We start from the raw sequence: 20,411 nt of genomic DNA, 5'->3' as shown, positions 1-20,411 counted from the left end.
ATGCCGGGGCGCGCCTTTTATCCATCCCATCGCGCTCTCCTGAAGGATCCTCAATGGCCGAACCCGCAATCAACGTGAATGCCGATGCCTACGGCGCGGAATCGATCAAGGTGCTCAAGGGCCTTGATGCGGTACGCAAGCGGCCGGGCATGTATATCGGCGATACCGACGACGGCTCGGGCCTGCACCACATGGTCTACGAGGTGGTGGACAACGCCATCGACGAGGCGCTCGCCGGCCATGCCACGGAAGTGACCGTCACGCTCAATGCCGACGGTTCCGTCACCGTGACGGATAACGGCCGCGGTATTCCCACCGATATTCATGCCGGCGAAGGCGTGTCGGCAGCCGAGGTCATCATGACCCAGCTGCACGCAGGCGGTAAATTCGACCAGAACTCCTACAAGGTCTCGGGCGGTCTGCATGGCGTCGGCGTCTCCGTGGTGAACGCCCTGTCCACTTGGCTCCGGCTGCGCATCTACCGCAACGGCAAGGAACACTTCATGGAGTTCCGCAACGGCGATGCAGCAGCGCCGCTCGCTGTCGTTGGCGAAGCCGAAGGCAAGCGGGGCACGGAAGTGACCTTCCTGCCGAGCACCGAGACCTTCACCATGGTGGAGTTCGACTATTCCACCCTGGAGCACCGCCTGCGCGAGCTCGCCTTCCTGAATTCCGGCGTCCGCATCATCCTCACCGACAACCGCCATGCCGAGCGCAAGCGGGAGGAGCTGATGTACGAGGGCGGCGTCGAGGCCTTCGTGCGCTACCTGGACCGCGCCAAGACTCCCTTGATTCAGCAGCCGATCGTGATCCGCTCGGAGAAGGACGGCATCGGCGTCGAAGTAGCGCTGTGGTGGAATGATTCCTATCACGAGAGCGTGCTCTGCTTCACCAACAACATCCCGCAACGTGACGGCGGCACCCATCTGGCGGGCTTTCGTGCCGCCCTGACCCGTCAGGTCAACGGCTATGCCGACTCCTCGGGTCTCACGAAGAAGGAAAAGGTCTCTCTCACCGGCGACGATTGCCGTGAAGGCCTGACCGCCATCGTCTCCGTGAAGGTTCCCGACCCGAAATTCTCCTCGCAGACCAAGGACAAGCTCGTCTCCTCCGAGGTGCGTCCCGCGGTTGAGAACGTGGTCAACGAAGCGCTCAACAACTGGCTTGAGGAGCATCCGGCTGAGGCGAAAACCCTCGTCGGCAAAGTGGTGGAAGCGGCTGCCGCCCGTGAAGCCGCCCGCAAGGCACGCGAGCTTACACGCCGGAAGGGCGCGCTCGACATTGCATCGCTTCCCGGAAAGCTCGCCGATTGCCAGGAGCGCGATCCTTCGAAGTGCGAATTGCTGCTTGTCGAGGGCGACTCGGCCGGCGGTTCCGCCAAGCAAGGCCGCGACCGTGCGTTCCAGGCTGTGCTTCCCTTGCGCGGGAAGATTCTGAACGTGGAGCGCGCCCGCTTCGACAAGATGCTGTCGAGCCAGGAAATCGGCACGCTGATCACCGCGCTCGGCACGGGCATCGGACGCGAGGAGTTCAACCCCGACAAGCTGCGCTATCACCGCATCATCATCATGACCGACGCGGACGTGGACGGCTCGCACATCCGGACCCTGCTGCTCACCTTCTTCTTCCGGCAGATGCCGGAGCTGATCGAGCGCGGACACCTCTACATCGCGCAGCCGCCGCTCTATAAGGCAAGCCGCGGCAAGCAGGCGATCTACCTGAAAGACGAGCGTGCACTCGAGGACTTCCTGATCGATGCGGGAACGGAAGGCGCCGTGCTGCGTCTTGAATCCGGCCTTGAATTCCAGGGAGATCAGCTGAAGGGGCTGATCGACGAGGCCCGCCTCGTGCGGCAGGTCCTGTCGAATCTGCATTCCCGCTATGACCGCAAAGTCGTCGAGCAGGCAGCTATTGCTGGCGCGCTTCGCCCCGACGTGGTGGATGATCCGGAACGCGGTTCGGCAGCGGCAACTTACATCGCTCAACGTCTCGATGCGATCTCGGATGAGATCGAACGTGGATGGACGGGCGAGGTGCGGGAAGGCGGCTATGTCTTCTCCCGGACCTTGCGCGGCGTGAAGCAGGTCGCGGTTCTGGATCAGGCCTTGATCGCCAGTCAGGAAGCCAAGAAGCTCGACGAGCGCGCGGCCTCCCTGCAGGATGTCTATGCCCGTCCGGCGACGCTCCTGCGCAAGGGCGATGCAATGAAGATCGATGGCCCTCTGACCCTGTTTACCTCGGTGCTCGCCACAGGCCGAAAGGGCCTGCAGTTGCAGCGGTACAAAGGCCTTGGCGAAATGACCGCGCAGCAGCTGTGGGAAACCACGCTCGACCGCGACGTGCGTTCGCTCCTGCAAGTCAAGGTGAAGGACGTCACCGACGCCGACGATCTGTTCGTGAAGCTCATGGGCGACGTGGTGGAACCTCGCCGCGAATTCATTCAGGACAACGCGCTCTCGGTTGCGAACCTGGACGTCTGATCGCTTCACTGTCTCCCGATCTTGAAGTTTGACTCAAACCGGGAGGCTTTCTGACCTGCATGGGCGAGTAGCCTGGCTCTCCTGTTCGCAGAGCCTTAGGTTGTGCGCCAGCTGAAAGGCTAGGCTCCTTCCCCGAGGATCAAAACGGCCCGCCTTCCTAATGGAGGCGGGCCTTTTTCCGTCCGGCCATCGCGGCTGTGGCAATCCTGGAACCAAGCCGCTCGTTGCACTTCTGCTTCGGTTCCGTTCAACTCTCAGCTTGCCCCATTGGGGCCAGGAACTACCTAACGGGCGGGATGGGGTCCGGTGGCATTTGCGGACGAAAGCCGAGGTCATCCGCCATTGAGGTACTCTCTGAGCCGCCGGACTGCTTCGATCAATACGGTCGCAAGTATCTCGGCATCCTCTGCCTCGAAGTAGATCCGGGATCCTTCGTCACCGACCCCACAACCAAGAGTAATTTTGTTGGTGGTTACACCCGGTTTCTGTTCGACCTGCATGGTAAGAACAGCGGTTGGGAATTCTGTTGGGATGGTCGTCCTGAACAATACCTTTGGGATGAGACGATGGAAGATGATTGCAATGAACGAGGTGGGTTGCTGTGCAATGGTGGCGGAGCGCGCCACATTAATGGCATCGCGGAGATTGCCGATCAGCGCTTCGGCTTGGTCCGCGGTGAATCCGACACGCAATGTAGGAAGGCCAAAGTATTGCGACAGCACCAGTCGGGTGCCACACATCGATACTTTCCGAACCTCGACATAGCAGCGCGAGGAATCAGTGGTTTTGATTTCTTGGGAAAATAACGGATCTTTTTTCGAGAAGAAATTTGAGAGCACGCCGATATCCCTGACCTTTGACTTCGCGATGGTTGAGCCGGCTGACGCATCCGCGGTTGCTTCGGTAACTATTCTTGGCAACGAGTATGGCTTGGCGCCAGAGTTGTTGGCAGTCAACATGTCCAACAACTAAAGGAGATCCTCAACACGCTTGGCGCCGGTTCAGGAAGCGGCCCGGAGTCTTGCCTTCCCGTGCAGCCTGGCGACCTCGACGAGCGCCCACTGGTTGGTCGGGTATACCCTGTCGAGTAGGCTCTCCGGACCGTCGACCGCCTCGTACTCCATCGCCCAGGCCAACCAATCCCTCGCTACTGCAAGCCGAGACGCCGCTCGAGGCGCCCGATCTCGCGCGCCAGTTCGATCCGGCGGGATCCAGCCAGCGTCTCATTGCCCAGGGCATGGCTCGCCCCTCTCGATGCAAGCTGCGGCCCGACGGAGTCTGCCTTTTGGGTCGAACGCCCCCGCGAAGGTCAAAGTCTTCTACCGGAATCGCGGGATTTTCGCGAAGCCCGCACTCAGTCATTTTTTCGGTGGCAGCTGCCGCTTGGCGTCTTAGGCGGGCGCCGAAGCAAGCAGCACTCTCGCGGCCGTGCCCCACATCACGAGGCCGATCCCACCATCGAGAACCCGCCATGTGCCAGGACGGGCGAAGAGGGGACGCAGCAGGCGTGCGCCATAGCCCAGCGAAAAGAAGAAGGTGAAGGATGCGAGCATCGCCCCGAGTGCAAACAACCCGCGCCTTTCGTCAAACTGGATCGAGATCGACCCGATCAGCACGACGGTATCAAGGTAGACGTGAGGATTGAGCCAAGTGAGCGCCAAGCAGGTGAGCAGCGCGCTTTTAAGCGTGATTGTCGTCGCACCTGACACCCGAAGGCTTGCCTCCGCCGCGAATGCCGATCTGAAGCTGCGGGTACCATACACAATCAGAAATGCCGCGCCGCCGTACCGCATGACGGGCTCGATCCATGGCAGGACAGCACCTACCCGAGCAAACCCTGTCACGCCGAGCAGGATCAGCACTGCGTCGGACAGGGCGCAGGTCAGGACGACCGCCAGGACATGTTCACCCCTCAGGCCCAGACGCAGCACGAAAGCGTTCTGCGCCCCGATCACGAGAATCAGGCTCAGGCCCAACATGAAGCCTGCGAAGAGGGGGATAGCCATGTTCAACTCCGGCAAAGGGTCGACATGAGCTAGGCCAAGCATCATGATCAGAAAAGTTAAAGTTTCTTTGCTTGCATTAGAGATGCTAATCCATGCTCGACTACGCGCTTCTCTCCGCCCTCGCCGCCGTCATCAGGACCGGCAGCTTCGAGAGCGCTGCACAGCACCTCAACGTCACTCCCTCGGCCATCTCCCAGAGGATCAAGCTGTTGGAGGAACGGCTGGGAGTTGTGCTTGTGGTCCGGGGGCAACCCTGCACGGCAACCGAGGCGGGGCAGCGTCTCTGCCAGCATGTCGAGCAGGTCGCGCTGCTGGAGAGCTCTTTGCGGGGCAGTCTTCCGGGTCTTCAGGCGGAGAGCCGACCCGTGATGCTGCGGATTGCCGTGAATGCCGACAGTCTGGCGACCTGGTTCATCTCAGCCATGGCAAAGACGGAAGGATATCTGTTCGACCTGGTGCTGGATGATCAGGACCACAGCGCGGAATGGCTGCGGCGTGGCGCTGTGGTTGCCGCCGTAACGGCGCACGACACGCCGATCCAGGGCTGTGATTGTCATCCTCTCGGAGCCCTGCGCTATATTGCAACCGCAAGCCCGGAGTTTTGCGCCCGGTGGTTTACCGATGGATTCAGCGCGCGCGCAGCGACGCGCGCGCCATGTCTCGTCTTCGATCAGAAGGATCGGCTCCAAGCGGAATGGATGCGGCAGGTGCTCGGAACCAGCCTTCATCCTCCACTCCATTGGCTCCCCTCATCCCAGGCCTTCGTGGATGCAGCCTTGGCTGGAATTGGCTGGGGCATGAATCCCGAGCCGCTTGTGATCGACCATCTTCGTGCCGGGCGGCTGGTTGCGATCGAGCCCGACCAGCAGCTGGACGTCCCGTTATTCTGGCAGCAGAGCCGCATCGTAGGCGCCGTGCTGAGCGATGTGACCCGTGCTGTCGTGCATGAGGCCAGGACGATGTTGGTGCAGGTTTAGTTTACGCAAGCAACTTATCTAACGTGATAGGCAGGTCTCGCACGCGCTTACCCGTCGCGTGATAGACCGCGTTGGCAACCGCCGCTGCAACGCCGACGATGCCGATCTCGCCCAACCCCTTGATGCCGAGACGATTGATGCTATCGTCCGGCTCGTCGACGAAGATCACATCAATGTCATGTATGTCGGCGTTCACCGGCACATGGTATTCCGCGATATTGGCATTCATGACTCGCCCGAAGGTATGATCGAGGAGGGTTTCCTCGTGCAGTGCCATGCCGATGCCCCACACCACGCCACCCAGGATCTGGCTGCTGGCGGTCTTGGTGTTCAGAATACGCCCGGCCGCAACTGTGCTGACGACGCGGGTGACGCGAATGACCCCCAGCTCTTCGTCGACTTTGACCTCGGCAAAGATCGCCGAATGCGTATTGTGTGAATGCGTTTCATCCTTCGGAAAGCGCGTAGTCTTCTCCAGTTCGATGCGATCGATGCCGCCGTGGCGCATGGTATCAGCGATGGAGACCGCACGTGCCGGGTCGCGCGCGCTCATAAGCTTGCCATCGACCAGTACGACCTCCCCAGGAGCAATGTCTGAAAGCGGCGAATTCGGCATCTGCTTGGCGAGGCCCAATAGCTCATCGCGGATTGCATCGGACGTTGTTGCAATTCCATTGGCAACCGAAGCTGCGATCCACGAGCCACCTTCGACGGGAGATTGCGGCAGCGTCGAGTCGCCGAGCCTGATCGTGACTTGGTCGAGGGGAACGCCCAACATGTCGGCTGCGACCTGAGCCATGATCGTGTAGGTGCCAGTGCCGATGTCAGAGGTGGCACAGGACACCTCCGCATGGCCATTGGCGGTGAGCGCGATGCGCACCGCAATCGGCACCTGCAACGCCTCCCAAACGCCGGTCGCCATGCCCCAGCCCACCAGCTCGCTGCCATCGCGCATCGAGCGCGGCTCGGGACTGCGCTTCTCCCAACCAAATGCTTCAGCGCCCTGACGGTAGCATTCGTGCAAATTCTTACTGCTGTAGGGGCGGTTGGTGTTCTGGTCCCGGTCCGAATAACACCGCTGCCGCAACTCGAGTGGGTCGAGCCCGAGCGCGACCGCGAGCTCGTCCATCGCACATTCGAGCGCATAAACACCGGTCGCTGCGCTTGGCGCGCGCATGTCACACGGGGTTGGAAGATCGAGCGGCGCGACCCGGTGCGCGTATGTCGCATTGGGGCACTGATAGAGCAGGCCGGACCAGCCGGTCTCCTGCCGATAGAAGTGCTCGTACTGCGAGGTCATCGTGATGGCGTCATGCGTCATCGCTTCGAGTGTTCCATCCCCCTTGGCACCAAGCTCGATCCGCTGAATCATGGCTGGCCGGTAGCCAAGGCCATACATCTGTTGCCGGGTGAGCACGACACGCACCGAGCGCTTCAAAGCGAGCGCGGCGAGCGCGGCCAGCACGACCTGATATTGCGGGCGCAGGCCAGAACCAAATGCGCCGCCCGTGAAGGGCGAGAGCACCTGGACACGCTCCGGCGCGAGCGCGAATACGCCGCAGAGGTAACATTGGACGTTCTGCACGCCCTGGGTCTTGTCGAAGACGGTGAGCGTGCCGTCGGACTCGTACGTCACCGTTGAGCCATAAAGCTCCATCGGATTGTGATACTCGACCGGAACGTAATAATCACCCTGGTGACGCACCGCCGCGGCCGCGAGCGCCGCCTTGGCATTGCCACGTGGCTTTGGCGGGCTGAAGGGATTCTCGCCGGGCTTGGCAACGGCTTTCAAAGCGGGCGCATCATCCCATCGCCGATACATCTCCGTGACATGCGGCTCCTCGGCATACTCGACCCTAACCAGGGAGGCTGCGAACTGGGCGGTCTCCGGATCCTCGGCGACCACCAACGCGATCGGCTGTCCACTGAACAGGATCCTGTCGTCATAAAGAGGCCGGAACGGCGAGCCATCCGGAGCAACCTCGTCCTTGTAGCCGCTGTCAGCATCCGCCATCGGCGGCCGGTTCGCATGCGTAAGCACGTCGATGACGCGGTCGACTCGCAACGCATCACTCACGTCGATGCGCACGATCCTGCCCTTGGCGATGGAGGATGTGACGACGCTGCCATGGACAAGGCCAGTTGTCTTGGCTTCAGCTGCATATGTCGCCGTGCCAGTGACCTTGGCGTGGCCGTCGACGCGGGATGTGGCGGTGCCAATATACGTCATGACAGTTATCGAATTTTCTTGATGGCCTGGATCTGGGGCGTGCCGTGCGCGGCCTGCATCAATGTGCGTTCGATTACACGATGGGCGAGGCCGATCTTGAAACCGTTGTGTGCGAAGCCGCAACTGCCACGAAGCAAAATGTCGGCCGCCTTAGCGAACGCGGCCCGATCGGGAACTTCGCCCCGCAAGGCCGCTTCGGCTTCCACCCGACGCCAGGGCTTGTGGGCCACGCCGCCGAGTGCGAGACGCGCTTCCGCGATGCGCCCGCCGTCGAGCTCCAGGGCGGCTGCAGCTGACACAAGTGCGAATGCATAGGACAGCCGGTCACGGATCTTGAGATAGCTGTAGTGCGACGCGAAACCCTGAGGCGGCAGTTCGACCGCCATAATGATCTCATCCGGCGCGAGATTGGTATCGATCTCAGGAGTACCACCTGGCAGGCGATGGAAATCGGCGAAGGGAATCGCACGCTCGCCGGAAGGACCTATGACGTGAACCGTGGCCTCAAGCGCAGCGAGCGCAACGCACATGTCGGACGGATGCGTCGCGATGCAGGCTTCGCTTGTTCCAAGGATTGCATTGATGCGGTTGATGCCTTCGATCGCGGAGCAGCCACTGCCGGGTTCGCGCTTGTTGCAAGGGGTCACCGTATCATAGAAATAAAAGCATCGCGTGCGCTGCATCAGGTTGCCGCCCGTCGATGCCATGTTGCGCAATTGCTGCGACGCGCCCGCCAGAATAGCGCTCGACAGTATAGGATATCGCGCCTCGATCAGTGGGTGGTAGGCTAAATCACTGTTCGGAACGAGCGCGCCGATGCGTAAACCTCCGCTCGGCACTTCCTCGATGATCCTGAGCGGCAGGTGCGAGATGTCGATGAGTTGTGTCGGCTGCTCGACCTCGTACTTCATCAGGTCGAGAATGTTCGTGCCTCCGGCGATGAACTTCGCCTTCGGCTCGGCTGCGATCTGACGGACAGCGTCGCCGACATCGGTCGCGCGCGTATAGCGAAAGTTGATCATGGCTTGCTTTCCATTGCAGCCATGGCTTGCTGGATCGCCGCGACAATCCTGGGATATGCGCCGCAGCGACAGATGTTGCCGCTCATCAATTCGCGGATCTCGTCCGCGTTTCTTGCCCGGCCTTCACTGATCAGGGCCACTGCCGACATGATCTGGCCAGGCGTGCAATAGCCGCACTGAAAGGCATCGTGGTCGATGAATGCCTGCTGGACTGGATGCAAAGCACCGTCCTTCGCCAGTCCCTCGACAGTCGTCACACGGGCATCATTCATCATGATGGCGAGGACGAGACAGGAATTGACCCGACGCCCATCCACGAGCACTGTGCAGGCTCCGCATTGGCCGTGATCACAACCTTTCTTGGTGCCAGTCAGACCCAGGTCGTTGCGCAGTGCATCGAGCAACGTTGTCCACGATGCGATGGTCAACGTGCGCGGCACGTCGTTGACGTGAAGTGTGATTGCCACCTTGGAGGGCGGAGAAAGCCGATCCCAACCCTTTGGGGTCCTTGTCAATGGTTCAGCCATCGGGATCTCCAACCAGACGGCGTTCGTTACATCACGTTACGCTATGTGGCGGAGAGGCCATACGGATCCTGCTCCGGATCACGCTACCATTGATTCACAATCTGCCCGTCGCGCAGTGAAGTCAAGCCATCGGCGCGGCCGACCGGTCATTCAGCCACCCGCCTTCCAGAGCACCATGTTTCGAATCACGAACTGTTAAGCCAAACCGTAATCGGCAATTATGGATGACGCCGCTGGCATGAGTGGTGTCGAAGGACGGTGCCATACGTTCGACTTTGGCATCGCCGAAAGCCCGCTGGGACGAAGCGGTACCATGACTTCAATTCTTCACGGCCAGTGCTTCAGCAGTTCTTCTCTCGTGTCGATATCCTGCACGACAGCGAAGTCATCGGTCGGCCACTCCAACACGTCAGACCGCCCGCGAAGAATCAGGCCCGCCCCGACATCCCCAGAGAGTTTCATGATCATGCCCTCAAGGTTGCGCGAAATCACGACGGGGTTTCCGCGCTGCCCATTCCATGTTGGAATCAGAGCGGCCGGCTCTCCCCTCTCCCGCCAAGCAGCCGTCAATGCGTCGATAAGATCGGCTTTTACGAACGGCATGTCCCCGAGAAGGACGATTGCTGCCCGCGCCGCTCGTGGAAGCGCGGCAAATCCAGCCTTCAGAGACGTCGAGAGGCCCTCAGCGAACAGAGCATTCTCGACGATTTGGACGGGAAGCCCGTGCAGCGCCGTTTCGACCTCTTCCGCACGATGCCCGGTCACCACGATGACCGGGTCTGCTGTGGACAGGACAGCAGCCTCGGCTACATGGCGAACCAGGGCCTTGCCTTCGATCCGGGCCAACAGCTTCGGTTCGTCACCAAAGCGCGTGCCGCGCCCAGCCGCGAGAAGAACTGCCGCCACATCGCTCGTTTCTTGACTCATTCCTCGCTCTCGCTCTCGCCGCCCTCGCGCGGCTGCGGCCGTGAGACGATTTCCATGAGAAGCCCTCCGACACCGAGAGACATGATGTCGGCCCGTGTCACGGGAATCCCCGCCAGAAGGCGGTGCAGAATCCAGTCGAATCCGTTTTCCTTCGGGGACCGGGCGCAGCCCGGGGCACCAATCACAGGCTTGTCGGCAATCGATCCTATGAGCAGCAGATTGCCCGGATCGACGGGCATGCCGAAATGTTCCACCCGCCCTCCGGCCATCTCGATGGCGGATGGAATGACATCCCGACGATCGGCGATGGCCGAAGCGCCGAAAATGACGACGAGTTGCGCATCGCTGTGCCCCTGGTCGGCCAGCTGCTGTGCCAGGGCTGCGGCCTCGTGAGGCGCCCGGCGGTCGAACACGATCGTCGCGCCTGCGGGTTCCAGCCGCCTCGCGAGCGCCGCAAGGGTCTTGCCGATCACGCTCGGCTTGAGTCCGGGAAGGATCGTCGAAACCACCCCGACCGAGCGGCGCACATACGGCGCAACGCGCAAGGCCCCTATGCCAGCCTCGGCGATCCCTTTCTGCAGCAGGATCTCCGGGATGGCATAGGGAATGATCTTGACGGTTCCTACCATCTCCCCTGCGACAACCGGCTTGTAGGCCGGCAGCGTGGCGACAGTCATGGCCTCGTCGACGGCGTTCAGATGGTTGACCGCCTCCCCATCGATGAGGAGAACCCCCGGAACTTCGGCGTGGAGATTGGAGCGTCCGGTAAAGGGCGCCTCGACAACGATGTTGGCTCCAGCAAGCGCCTGTGCGAGACGCAAGGCCGCCTCGTTCTCCGCGATGTCACCGGATTCGAACCGCGCGGCGATAATGAATTCGACGCCGGCCCGCTTCAAGCGCAGGGCGATTTCGGATGAGATGAGGGTTCCCTTCCTCACCACCGTTTCTCCACTTCGCACGCTGTGAGCTGCCAGGGCGCCAACGGCCTCCTCGACTGGAACCTCTCCGAATTTCACGCCGGGCGTCTCCGCTCTTTACGCAGGGCCGCGACGATTTCGGCTAGGATAGAAACCGCGATTTCCGCAGGCGAAACAGCTCCGATGTCGAGGCCGATCGGCGCCTGGATGCGTTTCATGTCCGTGTCGGTAAAGCCGAGGGCAGTCAGGCGCTGGACGCGGCGCTCATGGGTTTTGCGCGAGCCGAGCGCACCGATGTAGAAGCAGTCCGACCGCAGAGCGATCGCGAGCGCGGGATCGTCGATCTTCGGGTCGTGAGTGAGCACCGCGAGGGCCGTATAACGGTCGATGCCCAGGGTCGGCAGAACGGCGTCGGGCCATTCGGTCAGCACCGGCACGTCCGGAAAGCGCGCGGGCGTCGCGAAGGCTGTGCGCGGATCGATGATCGTGATGTCGAAATCCAGACCTTGGGCCATGGGCGCCAGCGCTTGGCTAATATGCACGGCACCGATCACGATCACTCTCACCGGCGGCGTCTGTATCGTCAGGAAGTACTGGCGATCGCCCCGCTCGATAAGCCCGCTTTTGCCCTGGCGTAGTCGATCCTGCAGGTCCTCAGCCAGCGGGTCGCTTCCAATCTTCGCCTCCAAAACAAGACGCTGCTCGCCGGAAGCGATGTCGGTCACGAGGACAACGGCGCGCCGGGCGGCACGCTCCGCATTGAGATCGGACAGGAAGCTCAACCGCATGCGGTTTCCTCACCTTGGCCGGGCGGCAAACGGAAACGACAAGGACCGAATGAACATTCTAGTCCACTCGCTCCACGTAGACCCTGATCCGTCCCCCACATGACAGACCGACCTGCCAGGCGGTCTCGTCGGCGATCCCGAACTCAAGCATGCGCGGCTTTCCATCGGCGATGACATCGAGCGCCTCGGTGATAACAGCGCCCTCCACGCAGCCGCCGGACACCGATCCGAGGAAGTTCGTCTCTTCGTCGATCACCAGATGACTGCCGACGGGACGCGGAGCTGATCCCCATGTCTCGACAACGGTTGCGATCGCGACTCCCCTACCCTCGCGCCTCCACGCTTCTGCAGTCTTCAGGACATCCGTATCGGTTGAAAGCATGGGAATTCCCTGCGGAAGGAGGAGCTTTCGAACAGCACTTGAGTATCGATACTGCCATCACCACCCGTCGGACCGCAACCGGCATGGGAACACTCATGAGCACGACCGGCATCTCTGCGCATTGATGCAGCGTCTGATCGTTGTAGGCACCACCGTCGGACGGCTCGCGGGAAGGATGCTGAACGATATCTACAGCCGGCGCATCTTGGAGTCCGCGGCTGACATTCCCCTTCTCGGCATTTTGCCCGATGCGGATGCCAGCGCGAAGGCGCACTCGAAGCTGTGCGGGTCGACGGTCACGGTACATCTGAAACTCGATAGGAATATCGTCTAAGCCTTCCCGCACGATGTCAGGGCCTGTGCCCTCGGTCAGGCTTCCTCATCGATCATGGGACGCCATGTCATCGGCTCGACAGTCGAGGAACTCCAGACCGTTGTTGAAGGCCGGCGGGAGCCCGCCGCAGATCTTGCCCTGTTGGAGCCGGCGCGGGATCTGAGGGCCAGCCACGCCTCGATTCTTCTCACTTTCGATATGGTCGTCGATGCACTCGCTAAGGTCGAGGTCCCCGAAGTAGCCACGCTGTCAACGATCCATAGTGCATCGCCAGAAGCTGCCTCCGACAAGGGTGCATTGCAGCAACGCTGAGGGAGGTGACGTGCCGCCGAGTTTGCACATACTCTAGCATTGGGGCTGGTTCACAGGAGGAGATCATCATGGCGATGACGATGCAAGGCGAAGTCACACTTCCCGCCGACCGAGCGAGCGTGTGGGCAGCCCTCAACGATCCGGATGTCCTGAAAGCCTCTATTCCCGGATGCCAAGAGCTGGAGAAGATCAGCGACACGGAATTCCAGGCGACAGCCAAAGTCTCTGTCGGTCCCGTGAAGGCGACATTCAAAGGCGGTGTCACTCTCTCCGATCTCGACCCGCCCAACGGCTATACCATCAGCGGAGAAGGACAGGGCGGTGTTGCCGGCTGGGCCAAGGGCGGTGCGAAGGTCCGTCTCGAAGACATCGAGGGTGGTACCAAGCTGGTCTACGACGTGGAGGCCAATGTGGGCGGCAAGATCGCTCAACTCGGTGGGCGTCTGATCAATGGCGTCGCCAAGAAATATGCCGACGAGTTCTTCGGGAATTTCGCCAAGATCCTGTCGCCCGAAGAATCCGCCGCGTAATCGCCCGCTAGGGCATTCAGTACATTTTTCCAATACTTGACCGCTTAGAGAGGGAGGTTCACACTCAATATCGGCGGATCGCGCTCGTGCGTTCGTCCAACAAGAAGACCTGCCGGTGCCTGAGACCACCTTAAGGTTGGCCGGGTTTCCGGCACTTAAGGAGGATATCACGCATGACCACCGTCTCCCTGACGGTGAACGGTCAATCCGTCACCTCAGACGTCGATCCCCGCACCCTGCTCGTTCAGTTTCTCCGCGAAAACCTACGGCTAACCGGAACCCATGTTGGCTGCGACACCAGCCAGTGTGGCGCCTGCATCGTTCACCTCAACGGGCAAGCCGTGAAAGCCTGCACCGTTCTCGCGGTCCAGGCGCATGCAAGCGCCATCACCACGATCGAAGGCATCGCCCAGGGCGGTGAGCTGCACCCGATGCAGGCGGCCTTCCGCGAGCATCATGGCCTCCAATGCGGATACTGCACGCCGGGCATGATCATGTCGGCCATCGATATCGTGAGCCGTAAGGGGAACGCGCTCGATGAGCAGACGATCCGGGCTGAGCTCGAAGGCAATCTGTGCCGCTGCACGGGCTATCACAACATCGTCAAGGCTATTGCAGCTGGAGCGCAGGCGATGGCCCAGGCGCCGCTGCAGCAGGCGGCGGAGTGAGGCGATCCGACGAGCTCGTCGAAAGTACGGCGCCTTACCAGACAGGTGCAAGCTGAGGTGCGTCTCGGAGCAGGCGTCTCTGGAAGCCTTCTTCGAGGATCCCCGCTTCACCTCCACACGGTGAGGGCCAACGAAGACAAGGGAGGATTTCATGACCGCAACAGGGATCGGCGCCCCCGTCCGCCGGAAAGAGGATCAGCGTTTCGTCACTGGCCAGGGACGCTACGTCGACGACTTCAACCGGCCTGGCCAATCTTATGCCTATTTCCTGCGCTCACCGCATGCCCATGCCGTGATCCGGTCCATCGATACCGGCCCGGCCAGGACCATGCCGGGCGTCGTGGCGGTCCTAACGGGTGACGACCTCGCAGCCGACAAGATCGGGGGCCTCATCTGCGGCTGGATGATCCATTCCAAGGACGGCTCCCCGATGAAGGCAGGTCCCCACCCGGCCCTAGCGCAGGGGAAGGTGCGCTATGTGGGCGACCATGTCGCGGTCGTGATCGCCGAATCCCTGGCCCAGGCAAAGGACGCCGCAGAAGCCATCACGGTCGATTATGAGGTTCTCCCGGCCGTCGTCGACACGGCCCAGGCTTCGAAGGCGCCGGTTCAGGTGCACGACATCTCGCCCGACAACACGGTATTCAACTGGCATCTCGGCAACAAGGACGAGACGGAAGCGGCCTTCGCGCGGGCCAAGCACGTGACGAAGATCGATCTCGTCAACAATCGGCTGATACCGAACGCGATCGAGCCACGCGCGGCGGTCGGCGAATATGATCCCGGCACCGACAGCTACACGCTCTACACGACGAGCCAGAATCCCCACGTGGCCCGTCTTGTTCTGTCTGCCTTCATCGGCGTCGCGCCAGAGCACAAGCTGCGCGTCATCGCACCTGATGTCGGCGGCGGATTCGGCTCGAAGATCTTCATTTATGCCGAGGAGACGATCTGCGTCTGGGCGGCGAAGAAGGTCAAGCGACCGGTGAAATGGACGGCGGACCGCACCGAGGCTTTCCTGTCCGACGCTCATGGCCGCGATCACGTCACCCACGCGGAAATGGCGACCGACGAGAGCGGCAAAATCCTGGGCCTCCGGGTGCATACGACGGCCAATCTCGGCGCTTATCTTTCGACATTCGCATCGTCCATACCGACCTATCTCTATGCTCCGCTCCTGTCAGGACAGTACGATATCCCGGCTATCTATTGCGAAGTGGACGGGGTCTACACGAACACGGCACCCGTCGATGCCTATCGCGGCGCAGGTCGGCCCGAGGCGACCTTTGTGGTCGAGCGGCTCGTCGAGAAGACCGCTCGCGAGCTTGGACAGGATTCGGCAGCATTCCGCCGAAAGAACTTCGTCACGCACTTTCCGCACCAGACTCCGGTCATCATGGCCTACGACACGGGCGATTACGCCGCCTCGCTCGACAAGGCGCTGGAACTCGCCGATTATAAGAACTTCCAACAGCGCAAGCAGGAGAGCGCTCGCCGCGGCAAGCTGCGGGGCATCGGCTTCTCCAGCTATATCGAGGCCTGTGGCATTGCTCCCTCCCAAGCTGTCGGATCCCTTGGCGCGGGCGTGGGCTTGTGGGAATCCGCGGAGGTGCGCGTTAACCCGACCGGTTCCGTCGAAGTTCTCACCGGCTCGCATAGCCACGGCCAGGGCCACGAGACCACCTTCGCTCAGCTCGTCTCGGATCGACTCGGCATCTCCATCGATCAGGTCAGCATCGTTCATGGCGACACCGACAAGGTGCAGTTCGGCATGGGCACTTACGGATCACGATCTGGCGCTGTCGGCATGTCGGCAATCGCCAAGGCTCTCGACAAGGTGATCGCGAAGGGCAAGAAGGTCGCCGCCCATGTTCTAGAGGCCTCTGAAGGCGATATCGAGTTCAAGGACGGCAAGTTCGGAGTCGCCGGAACAGACCGAACACTTGGCTTCGGCGAAGTCGCTCTCCAGGCCTATATCGCCCACAAATTCTCGGGACAGGATCTGGAGCCCGGCCTAAAGGAGGGAGCATTCTACGATCCCACCAACTTCACCTTCCCGGCAGGCGTCCATATCTGCGAAGTGGAAATCGATCCCGGCACGGGCGTCACCAAGATCGAGCGCTGGACTGCGGTGGACGATTTCGGGGTTATCATCAATCCGATGATCGTCGAAGGCCAGGTTCATGGCGGCATCGCGCAAGGCGTCGGCCAAGCGCTTCTCGAAGGCGCCGTCTACGATCAGAGCGGACAGCTTATTACCGCCAGCTTCAATGATTACTGCATGCCGCGCGCGATCGATCTGCCGTCGTTCCAAGTTGGTATGACAGTCACCCCCTGCCCTTCGAACCCGCTCGGGATCAAGGGTTGCGGTGAAGCAGGCGCCATTGCGGCACCGCCCGCCGTTATCAACGCGATCACGGACGCGCTCGGCCACGAGGACATCGCAATGCCAGCAACGCCGCAGGCCGTCTGGCGGGCGGCGCAGAAGACACGCATGCCCACGGCGGCGGAATAAGGGAGGACGGGAATGTACGCTTTCGAATACCACCGCCCGACGAGCATTCGGGAGGCCGCCAATCTTGCCAACCAGTCCGAGGACATCAAGTTCCTCGCCGGCGGTCACACCTTGCTGCCGACCATGAAGCTGCGGCTCGCATCTCCGGCCAATCTGATCGATCTCGGTCAGATTGCCGAACTTCGCGGAATCGAGCGTTCCGGCGATGCGATCGTGATCGGTGCCATGACAAAGCACGCAGAGGTCGCGAACTCGGCAGTGGTGCGGGAAGCTATTCCCGCTCTTGCCAATCTGGCGGAACTCATCGGCGATCCGCATGTGCGCAACCGCGGCACAATCGGTGGCTCGATCGCCAATAATGATCCTTCCGCGGACTATCCAGCCGCCTGCCTCGCCCTGAATGCAACGATCGCCACCGACAAGCGGAGAATTGCGGCGGATGATTTCTTCCAAGGCATCTTCACGACAGCATTGGGGGAAGGCGAGATCATCACTCAGATCTCGTTTCCAATTCCCTTGCGGGCAGCCTACGCCAAGTTCCGCCACCCGGCCTCGCGCTACGCTCTCGTCGGTGTCTTCGTCGCACAACACACAGGCGGGGTGCGGCTCGCTGTGACGGGAGCAGGTTCCAATGGCGTGTTCCGGATAGCAGCGATGGAGGAGGCGCTGAGCCGGAACTTCGTAGCGGAGTCCCTCGACGGCATCTCTGCACCGATGGACGAGATGAACAGCGATATCCATGCGGATGCCGCCTATCGTGCCCATCTCGTCGGCGTCATGGCCCGCCGGGCCGTGCAGGCCGCGGCGCGAGGCTGAGAGTCTCCACAGGAAGCGACATCGCAGCCGATGCCCGGGTTCTTACCGGGCATCACGCCCTCACGGAGCAGCAAAGCCTGTGGCAGACCAACCCCGTTCCATCGACGAAACATTGGCCTTGCTGCAAAGCGAAGGCTATGTCGCCGACCGTCCGCTCGCAACGGTACTCTTTCTCGCCCTGAAGCTCGGACGGCCACTCTTCCTCGAGGGAGAGGCGGGCGTCGGCAAGACGGAGATCGCGAAGGTGCTGTCTTCCGCGCTCGGACGTCGTCTCATTCGCCTGCAATGCTACGAAGGACTCGATGTCGCCTCGGCCGTCTACGAATGGAACTACGCCGGGCAGATGATGGCTATTCGCCTTGCTGAAGCAGGCGGAACCGTGGACCGCGACATACTCGAGAGCGATCTGTTCTCTGAGCGCTATCTCGTAAAAAGGCCGCTCTTGCAGGCCCTCGAACCGGACACCGCTGGCACAGCGGTTCTACTGGTCGATGAGCTCGACCGAACGGACGAGGCTTTCGAAGCCTTTCTTCTCGAAGTGCTGTCCGACTTCCAGATTACGATTCCGGAGCTCGGCACCATTAAGGCGGATCATCCCCCGATTGTCGTCATCACATCGAACCGCACGCGGGAAGTTCATGATGCGCTCAAGCGCCGCTGCCTATATCACTGGGTCGACTATCCGGATGCGGAGCGGGAGCTCGCCATTCTCAGAAGCCGCGCGCCTCGCTCTCCCGACCGCCTCTCTCGGGAGGTCGTGGCCTTCGTTCAGGCCATCCGGAAGGAAGACTTGTTCAAGGCACCCGGTGTTGCAGAAACCCTGGATTGGGCGTCGGCCCTGGTGGAGCTCGATGCAGTGGCGCTCGACCCGTCGCTGGTCTCCGACACGCTCGGCGTTCTCCTGAAGTATCAGGACGATATCCAGAAGTTGCAGGGCAGCCGGGCAAAGGGGATCCTCGACCGTGTCAAAGACACGCTGAGGATGCCGGAGTGAATAGCCTCTCAGTGCAGGGCGAAGGTCAGCTGGCGGCCAATGTCGCCTATTTCGCCCGGGCTCTGCGCATTGCCGGTCTGGCTGTCGGCCCCGGTGCGGTTCTTGATGCAATCGCCGCGGTCGAGGCGGCCCGGATCGGTACGCGGGAAGATTTCTACTGGACGCTTCATGCTGTCTTCGTAAAGCGGCATGAGCAGAGCGTCCTGTTCGACCAGGCCTTCAGAATCTTCTGGAGGCGGCGGGCGCTGATTGAAAAGCTCATCGCACAGATGTCGCCGGTCGCGCCGGGTGGCCACGAGGACAAGAAGCCCCAGGCGGGAGCTTTGCGTGTTGCTGAGGCTTTGGCGGTGCCCCGGCATGAGCAGCCAGAGCGGATTGAAAGAACCGAATTTTCGGCTCGCCTCACGGTTTCGGATCGAGAGGTCCTGCGGACAAAAGACTTTGCACAGATGTCGGCCTCTGAGATCGCGACGGCCAAACACCTCATCGCGGAAATGTCCCTGCCCCATGATGAGATCGCCACGCGTCGCTTACTACCGGACCCACGGGGACGGCGGATCGATCTGCGCAGAACTTTTCGGCTGTCGCTGCGTGGAGGCGGCGCCGGGATTGATCTGGCTCGCCGCTCTCCCGCTCTCAGGCACGCGCCGATAGTTGCACTCGTGGATATCTCAGGTTCCATGGCGGAGTACTCGCGCCTCTTCCTGCACTTCCTGCACGCCATTGCCGAAAAAAGGCGGCGCGTTCACTCCTTTGTCTTCGCGACGCGCTTGACCAATATCAGCCGCGAGCTGACGAGCCGCGATCAGGACGAGGCTCTCGCGCGCGCATCGAAGCTCGTACAGGACTGGGAGGGCGGAACGCGGATCGCCCATGCCCTACATGACTTCAACCGTTACTGGTCTCGTCGGGTACTTGGCCAGGGCGCTATCGTCCTCCTTTTTACGGACGGGCTTGAGCGAGAAGTGTCAACAGAGCTGACTTTCGAGATGGATCGGCTCAAGCGCTCCTGCCGGCGCGTGATATGGCTGAATCCGCTACTTCGGTTCGACGGCTTCGAGGCTCGAGCTGCCGGTATCAGAGCGATGCTACCTTACGTCGACGAATTCCGACCAATCCACAACCTGACCTCGATGGAAGAACTTTGCCGGGCTTTGTCGGGCAAGCGGAACCAACAATGGAATCCGCGCGAATGGCTGCAGGGAATCTGACTCACGAGTGTGTGTCTCTATGAGCATACGCCTCCTCTCCTTGCAGATATCGGTCGTAAGGCTAGGTGATCATGGACCAGAATCTGGCCCTATCGACTGAAATGTAATGGCCGGGCGCAAGAACGCAGCTTGCGCCCGACATTCGCAGGAGGCGCGTTAAAGGTAGAAGTCCGAAGCCGTCAGACCGAGATGAATTCCCTTCAGGTCGATCTGGAACTTAGATGTGCCCGTATTGCCATAGACGTGGGTCACGTCGGCCGCCTTATCTTCGACTGCCCAGATGTGGCCAGTGGAACCACCGGTCTTATAACCACCAGCCTTGTAGCCATCGAACACGAAGGCCTGGTTTCCTGACTTATAGGCGTTGGCATCAATGAGATGGACGTCGAGTTTATCTTCTCCGTGATGGAAGTTCACCACCTTGACACCGTTGGCTTTGGAAACGGAGCTGAATTGGAAGACATCTTTGCCGGCAGTGCCCCACAATGTGTCGCCAGGCTTCGTTGGAGTGACAACGTGTGGCGAAGAAGGGGTTGGGGTCGGCGTCGGGGTTGGTGTGGGTGTCGGATCCGGGGTCGGGGTGGGCGTTGAGCCGCCGGCATAGCTGTCAGGCGCCTTGTCGGGAGAGAGGCCGCCGGCAATCATGGTGTTGCTGGCGCTACCCGGCGTATGGCCCTGGCTGTCGGCCTTGATGTACTCGTAGCCATAACCGCCCTTGACGACATAGTTGTTGTTCCAGGCGACATTGGTCATCGCCGCGCTGCTCTTGGTGCCG

General features: G+C 61.2%; 17 protein-coding genes and 2 pseudogenes. 9 read left to right on the top strand and 10 right to left on the bottom strand.

Annotated elements, in window-relative coordinates:
• Positions 1 to 53 precede the first annotated feature (53 nt).
• On the top strand, positions 54 to 2,480 hold the full coding sequence (gyrB, locus tag K9B37_RS14340) for a DNA topoisomerase (ATP-hydrolyzing) subunit B (RefSeq protein ID WP_224313895.1): 2,427 nt from the start codon (positions 54 to 56) through the stop codon (positions 2,478 to 2,480).
• Between the two features lie 332 nt (positions 2,481 to 2,812).
• On the opposite strand, the gene K9B37_RS14335 is transcribed toward gyrB, so the two are convergent.
• Together K9B37_RS14335 and K9B37_RS14330 are read right to left on the bottom strand one after the other, a co-directional pair.
• A complete protein-coding gene (locus K9B37_RS14335) occupies positions 2,813 to 3,439 on the bottom strand; it encodes a hypothetical protein (protein WP_224313893.1) in 627 nt (208 codons plus the stop codon).
• Positions 3,440 to 3,871: 432 nt separating this feature from the next.
• Positions 3,872 to 4,486, bottom strand: a complete 615-nt coding sequence (locus K9B37_RS14330; protein ID WP_224313891.1) for a LysE/ArgO family amino acid transporter — start codon at positions 4,484 to 4,486, stop codon at positions 3,872 to 3,874.
• Between the two features lie 92 nt (positions 4,487 to 4,578).
• Here K9B37_RS14330 and K9B37_RS14325 point away from each other — a divergent pair, with 92 nt between their 5' ends.
• Entirely contained in the window at positions 4,579 to 5,463 is an 885-nt protein-coding gene (locus K9B37_RS14325; RefSeq protein WP_224313889.1) for a LysR family transcriptional regulator ArgP, read from the top strand.
• Position 5,464: 1 nt separating this feature from the next.
• Here K9B37_RS14325 and K9B37_RS14320 read toward each other — a convergent pair whose 3' ends face one another.
• The 7 genes from K9B37_RS14320 to K9B37_RS14290 all read right to left on the bottom strand — a co-directional run bounded on the left by K9B37_RS14320 (position 5,465) and on the right by K9B37_RS14290 (position 12,256).
• A complete protein-coding gene (locus K9B37_RS14320) occupies positions 5,465 to 7,693 on the bottom strand; it encodes a xanthine dehydrogenase family protein molybdopterin-binding subunit (protein ID WP_224313887.1) in 2,229 nt (742 codons plus the stop codon).
• 5 nt (positions 7,694 to 7,698) lie between these two features.
• Positions 7,699 to 8,715, bottom strand: coding sequence for an FAD binding domain-containing protein (locus tag K9B37_RS14315; RefSeq protein ID WP_224313885.1), 1,017 nt, complete (start codon positions 8,713 to 8,715; stop codon positions 7,699 to 7,701).
• Positions 8,712 to 9,242, bottom strand: a complete 531-nt coding sequence (locus K9B37_RS14310; RefSeq protein WP_224313883.1) for a (2Fe-2S)-binding protein — start codon at positions 9,240 to 9,242, stop codon at positions 8,712 to 8,714. The genes K9B37_RS14315 and K9B37_RS14310 overlap by 4 nt, the downstream gene beginning before the upstream one ends.
• 327 nt (positions 9,243 to 9,569) lie before the next feature.
• Positions 9,570 to 10,169 carry a nucleotidyltransferase family protein gene (locus tag K9B37_RS14305; RefSeq protein WP_224313882.1) on the bottom strand — a complete coding sequence of 200 codons (600 nt, stop codon included), beginning with the start codon at positions 10,167 to 10,169 and terminating at the stop codon, positions 9,570 to 9,572.
• A complete protein-coding gene (locus tag K9B37_RS14300; protein ID WP_224313880.1) occupies positions 10,166 to 11,185 on the bottom strand; it encodes a molybdopterin-binding protein in 1,020 nt (339 codons plus the stop codon). Before K9B37_RS14300 ends, K9B37_RS14305 begins: the two co-directional genes overlap by 4 nt.
• Positions 11,182 to 11,874 (bottom strand): XdhC family protein, encoded by a 693-nt coding sequence (locus K9B37_RS14295; RefSeq protein ID WP_224313879.1) that lies wholly within the window; start codon positions 11,872 to 11,874, stop codon positions 11,182 to 11,184. Before K9B37_RS14295 ends, K9B37_RS14300 begins: the two co-directional genes overlap by 4 nt.
• A gap of 58 nt (positions 11,875 to 11,932) precedes the next feature.
• The gene (locus tag K9B37_RS14290; RefSeq protein ID WP_224313877.1) at positions 11,933 to 12,256 is read right to left on the bottom strand and encodes an XdhC family protein; all 324 of its coding nucleotides are present in this window, start codon (positions 12,254 to 12,256) and stop codon (positions 11,933 to 11,935) included.
• Between the two features lie 175 nt (positions 12,257 to 12,431).
• Between K9B37_RS14290 and K9B37_RS14285 the strand changes: the two are divergent.
• The 7 genes and pseudogenes from K9B37_RS14285 (at position 12,432) to K9B37_RS14255 (ending at position 19,636) form a co-directional block, all read left to right on the top strand.
• Positions 12,432 to 12,902 (top strand): annotated as a pseudogene (locus K9B37_RS14285) (iron-sulfur cluster assembly scaffold protein).
• 68 nt (positions 12,903 to 12,970) lie between these two features.
• Positions 12,971 to 13,432: an SRPBCC family protein gene (locus K9B37_RS14280; RefSeq protein WP_224313876.1), complete on the top strand. Its 462-nt coding sequence runs from the start codon at positions 12,971 to 12,973 to the stop codon at positions 13,430 to 13,432.
• A gap of 173 nt (positions 13,433 to 13,605) precedes the next feature.
• Positions 13,606 to 14,100 (top strand): (2Fe-2S)-binding protein, encoded by a 495-nt coding sequence (locus K9B37_RS14275; RefSeq protein WP_224313874.1) that lies wholly within the window; start codon positions 13,606 to 13,608, stop codon positions 14,098 to 14,100.
• 151 nt (positions 14,101 to 14,251) lie between these two features.
• Positions 14,252 to 16,615: a xanthine dehydrogenase family protein molybdopterin-binding subunit gene (locus K9B37_RS14270; RefSeq protein ID WP_224313872.1), complete on the top strand. Its 2,364-nt coding sequence runs from the start codon at positions 14,252 to 14,254 to the stop codon at positions 16,613 to 16,615.
• Between the two features lie 12 nt (positions 16,616 to 16,627).
• Positions 16,628 to 17,431 carry an FAD binding domain-containing protein gene (locus tag K9B37_RS14265; RefSeq protein ID WP_224313871.1) on the top strand — a complete coding sequence of 268 codons (804 nt, stop codon included), beginning with the start codon at positions 16,628 to 16,630 and terminating at the stop codon, positions 17,429 to 17,431.
• A 79-nt stretch (positions 17,432 to 17,510) separates the two neighbouring features.
• Positions 17,511 to 18,425, top strand: coding sequence for an AAA family ATPase (locus K9B37_RS14260; RefSeq protein WP_224313870.1), 915 nt, complete (start codon positions 17,511 to 17,513; stop codon positions 18,423 to 18,425).
• Entirely contained in the window at positions 18,422 to 19,636 is a 1,215-nt protein-coding gene (locus K9B37_RS14255) for a vWA domain-containing protein (RefSeq protein WP_224313868.1), read from the top strand. Before K9B37_RS14260 ends, K9B37_RS14255 begins: the two co-directional genes overlap by 4 nt.
• A gap of 156 nt (positions 19,637 to 19,792) precedes the next feature.
• On the opposite strand, the pseudogene K9B37_RS14250 reads toward K9B37_RS14255, so the two are convergent.
• A pseudogene (locus K9B37_RS14250) lies at positions 19,793 to 20,411 on the bottom strand (hypothetical protein); the annotation flags it as partial.

It is taken from the genome of Microvirga puerhi (assembly GCF_020089865.1).
Lineage (GTDB): Bacteria > Pseudomonadota > Alphaproteobacteria > Rhizobiales > Beijerinckiaceae > Microvirga > Microvirga puerhi.
The sequence above is the reverse complement of the archived record's forward strand: the minus strand, read 5'-3'. Positions and strand labels throughout refer to the sequence as shown.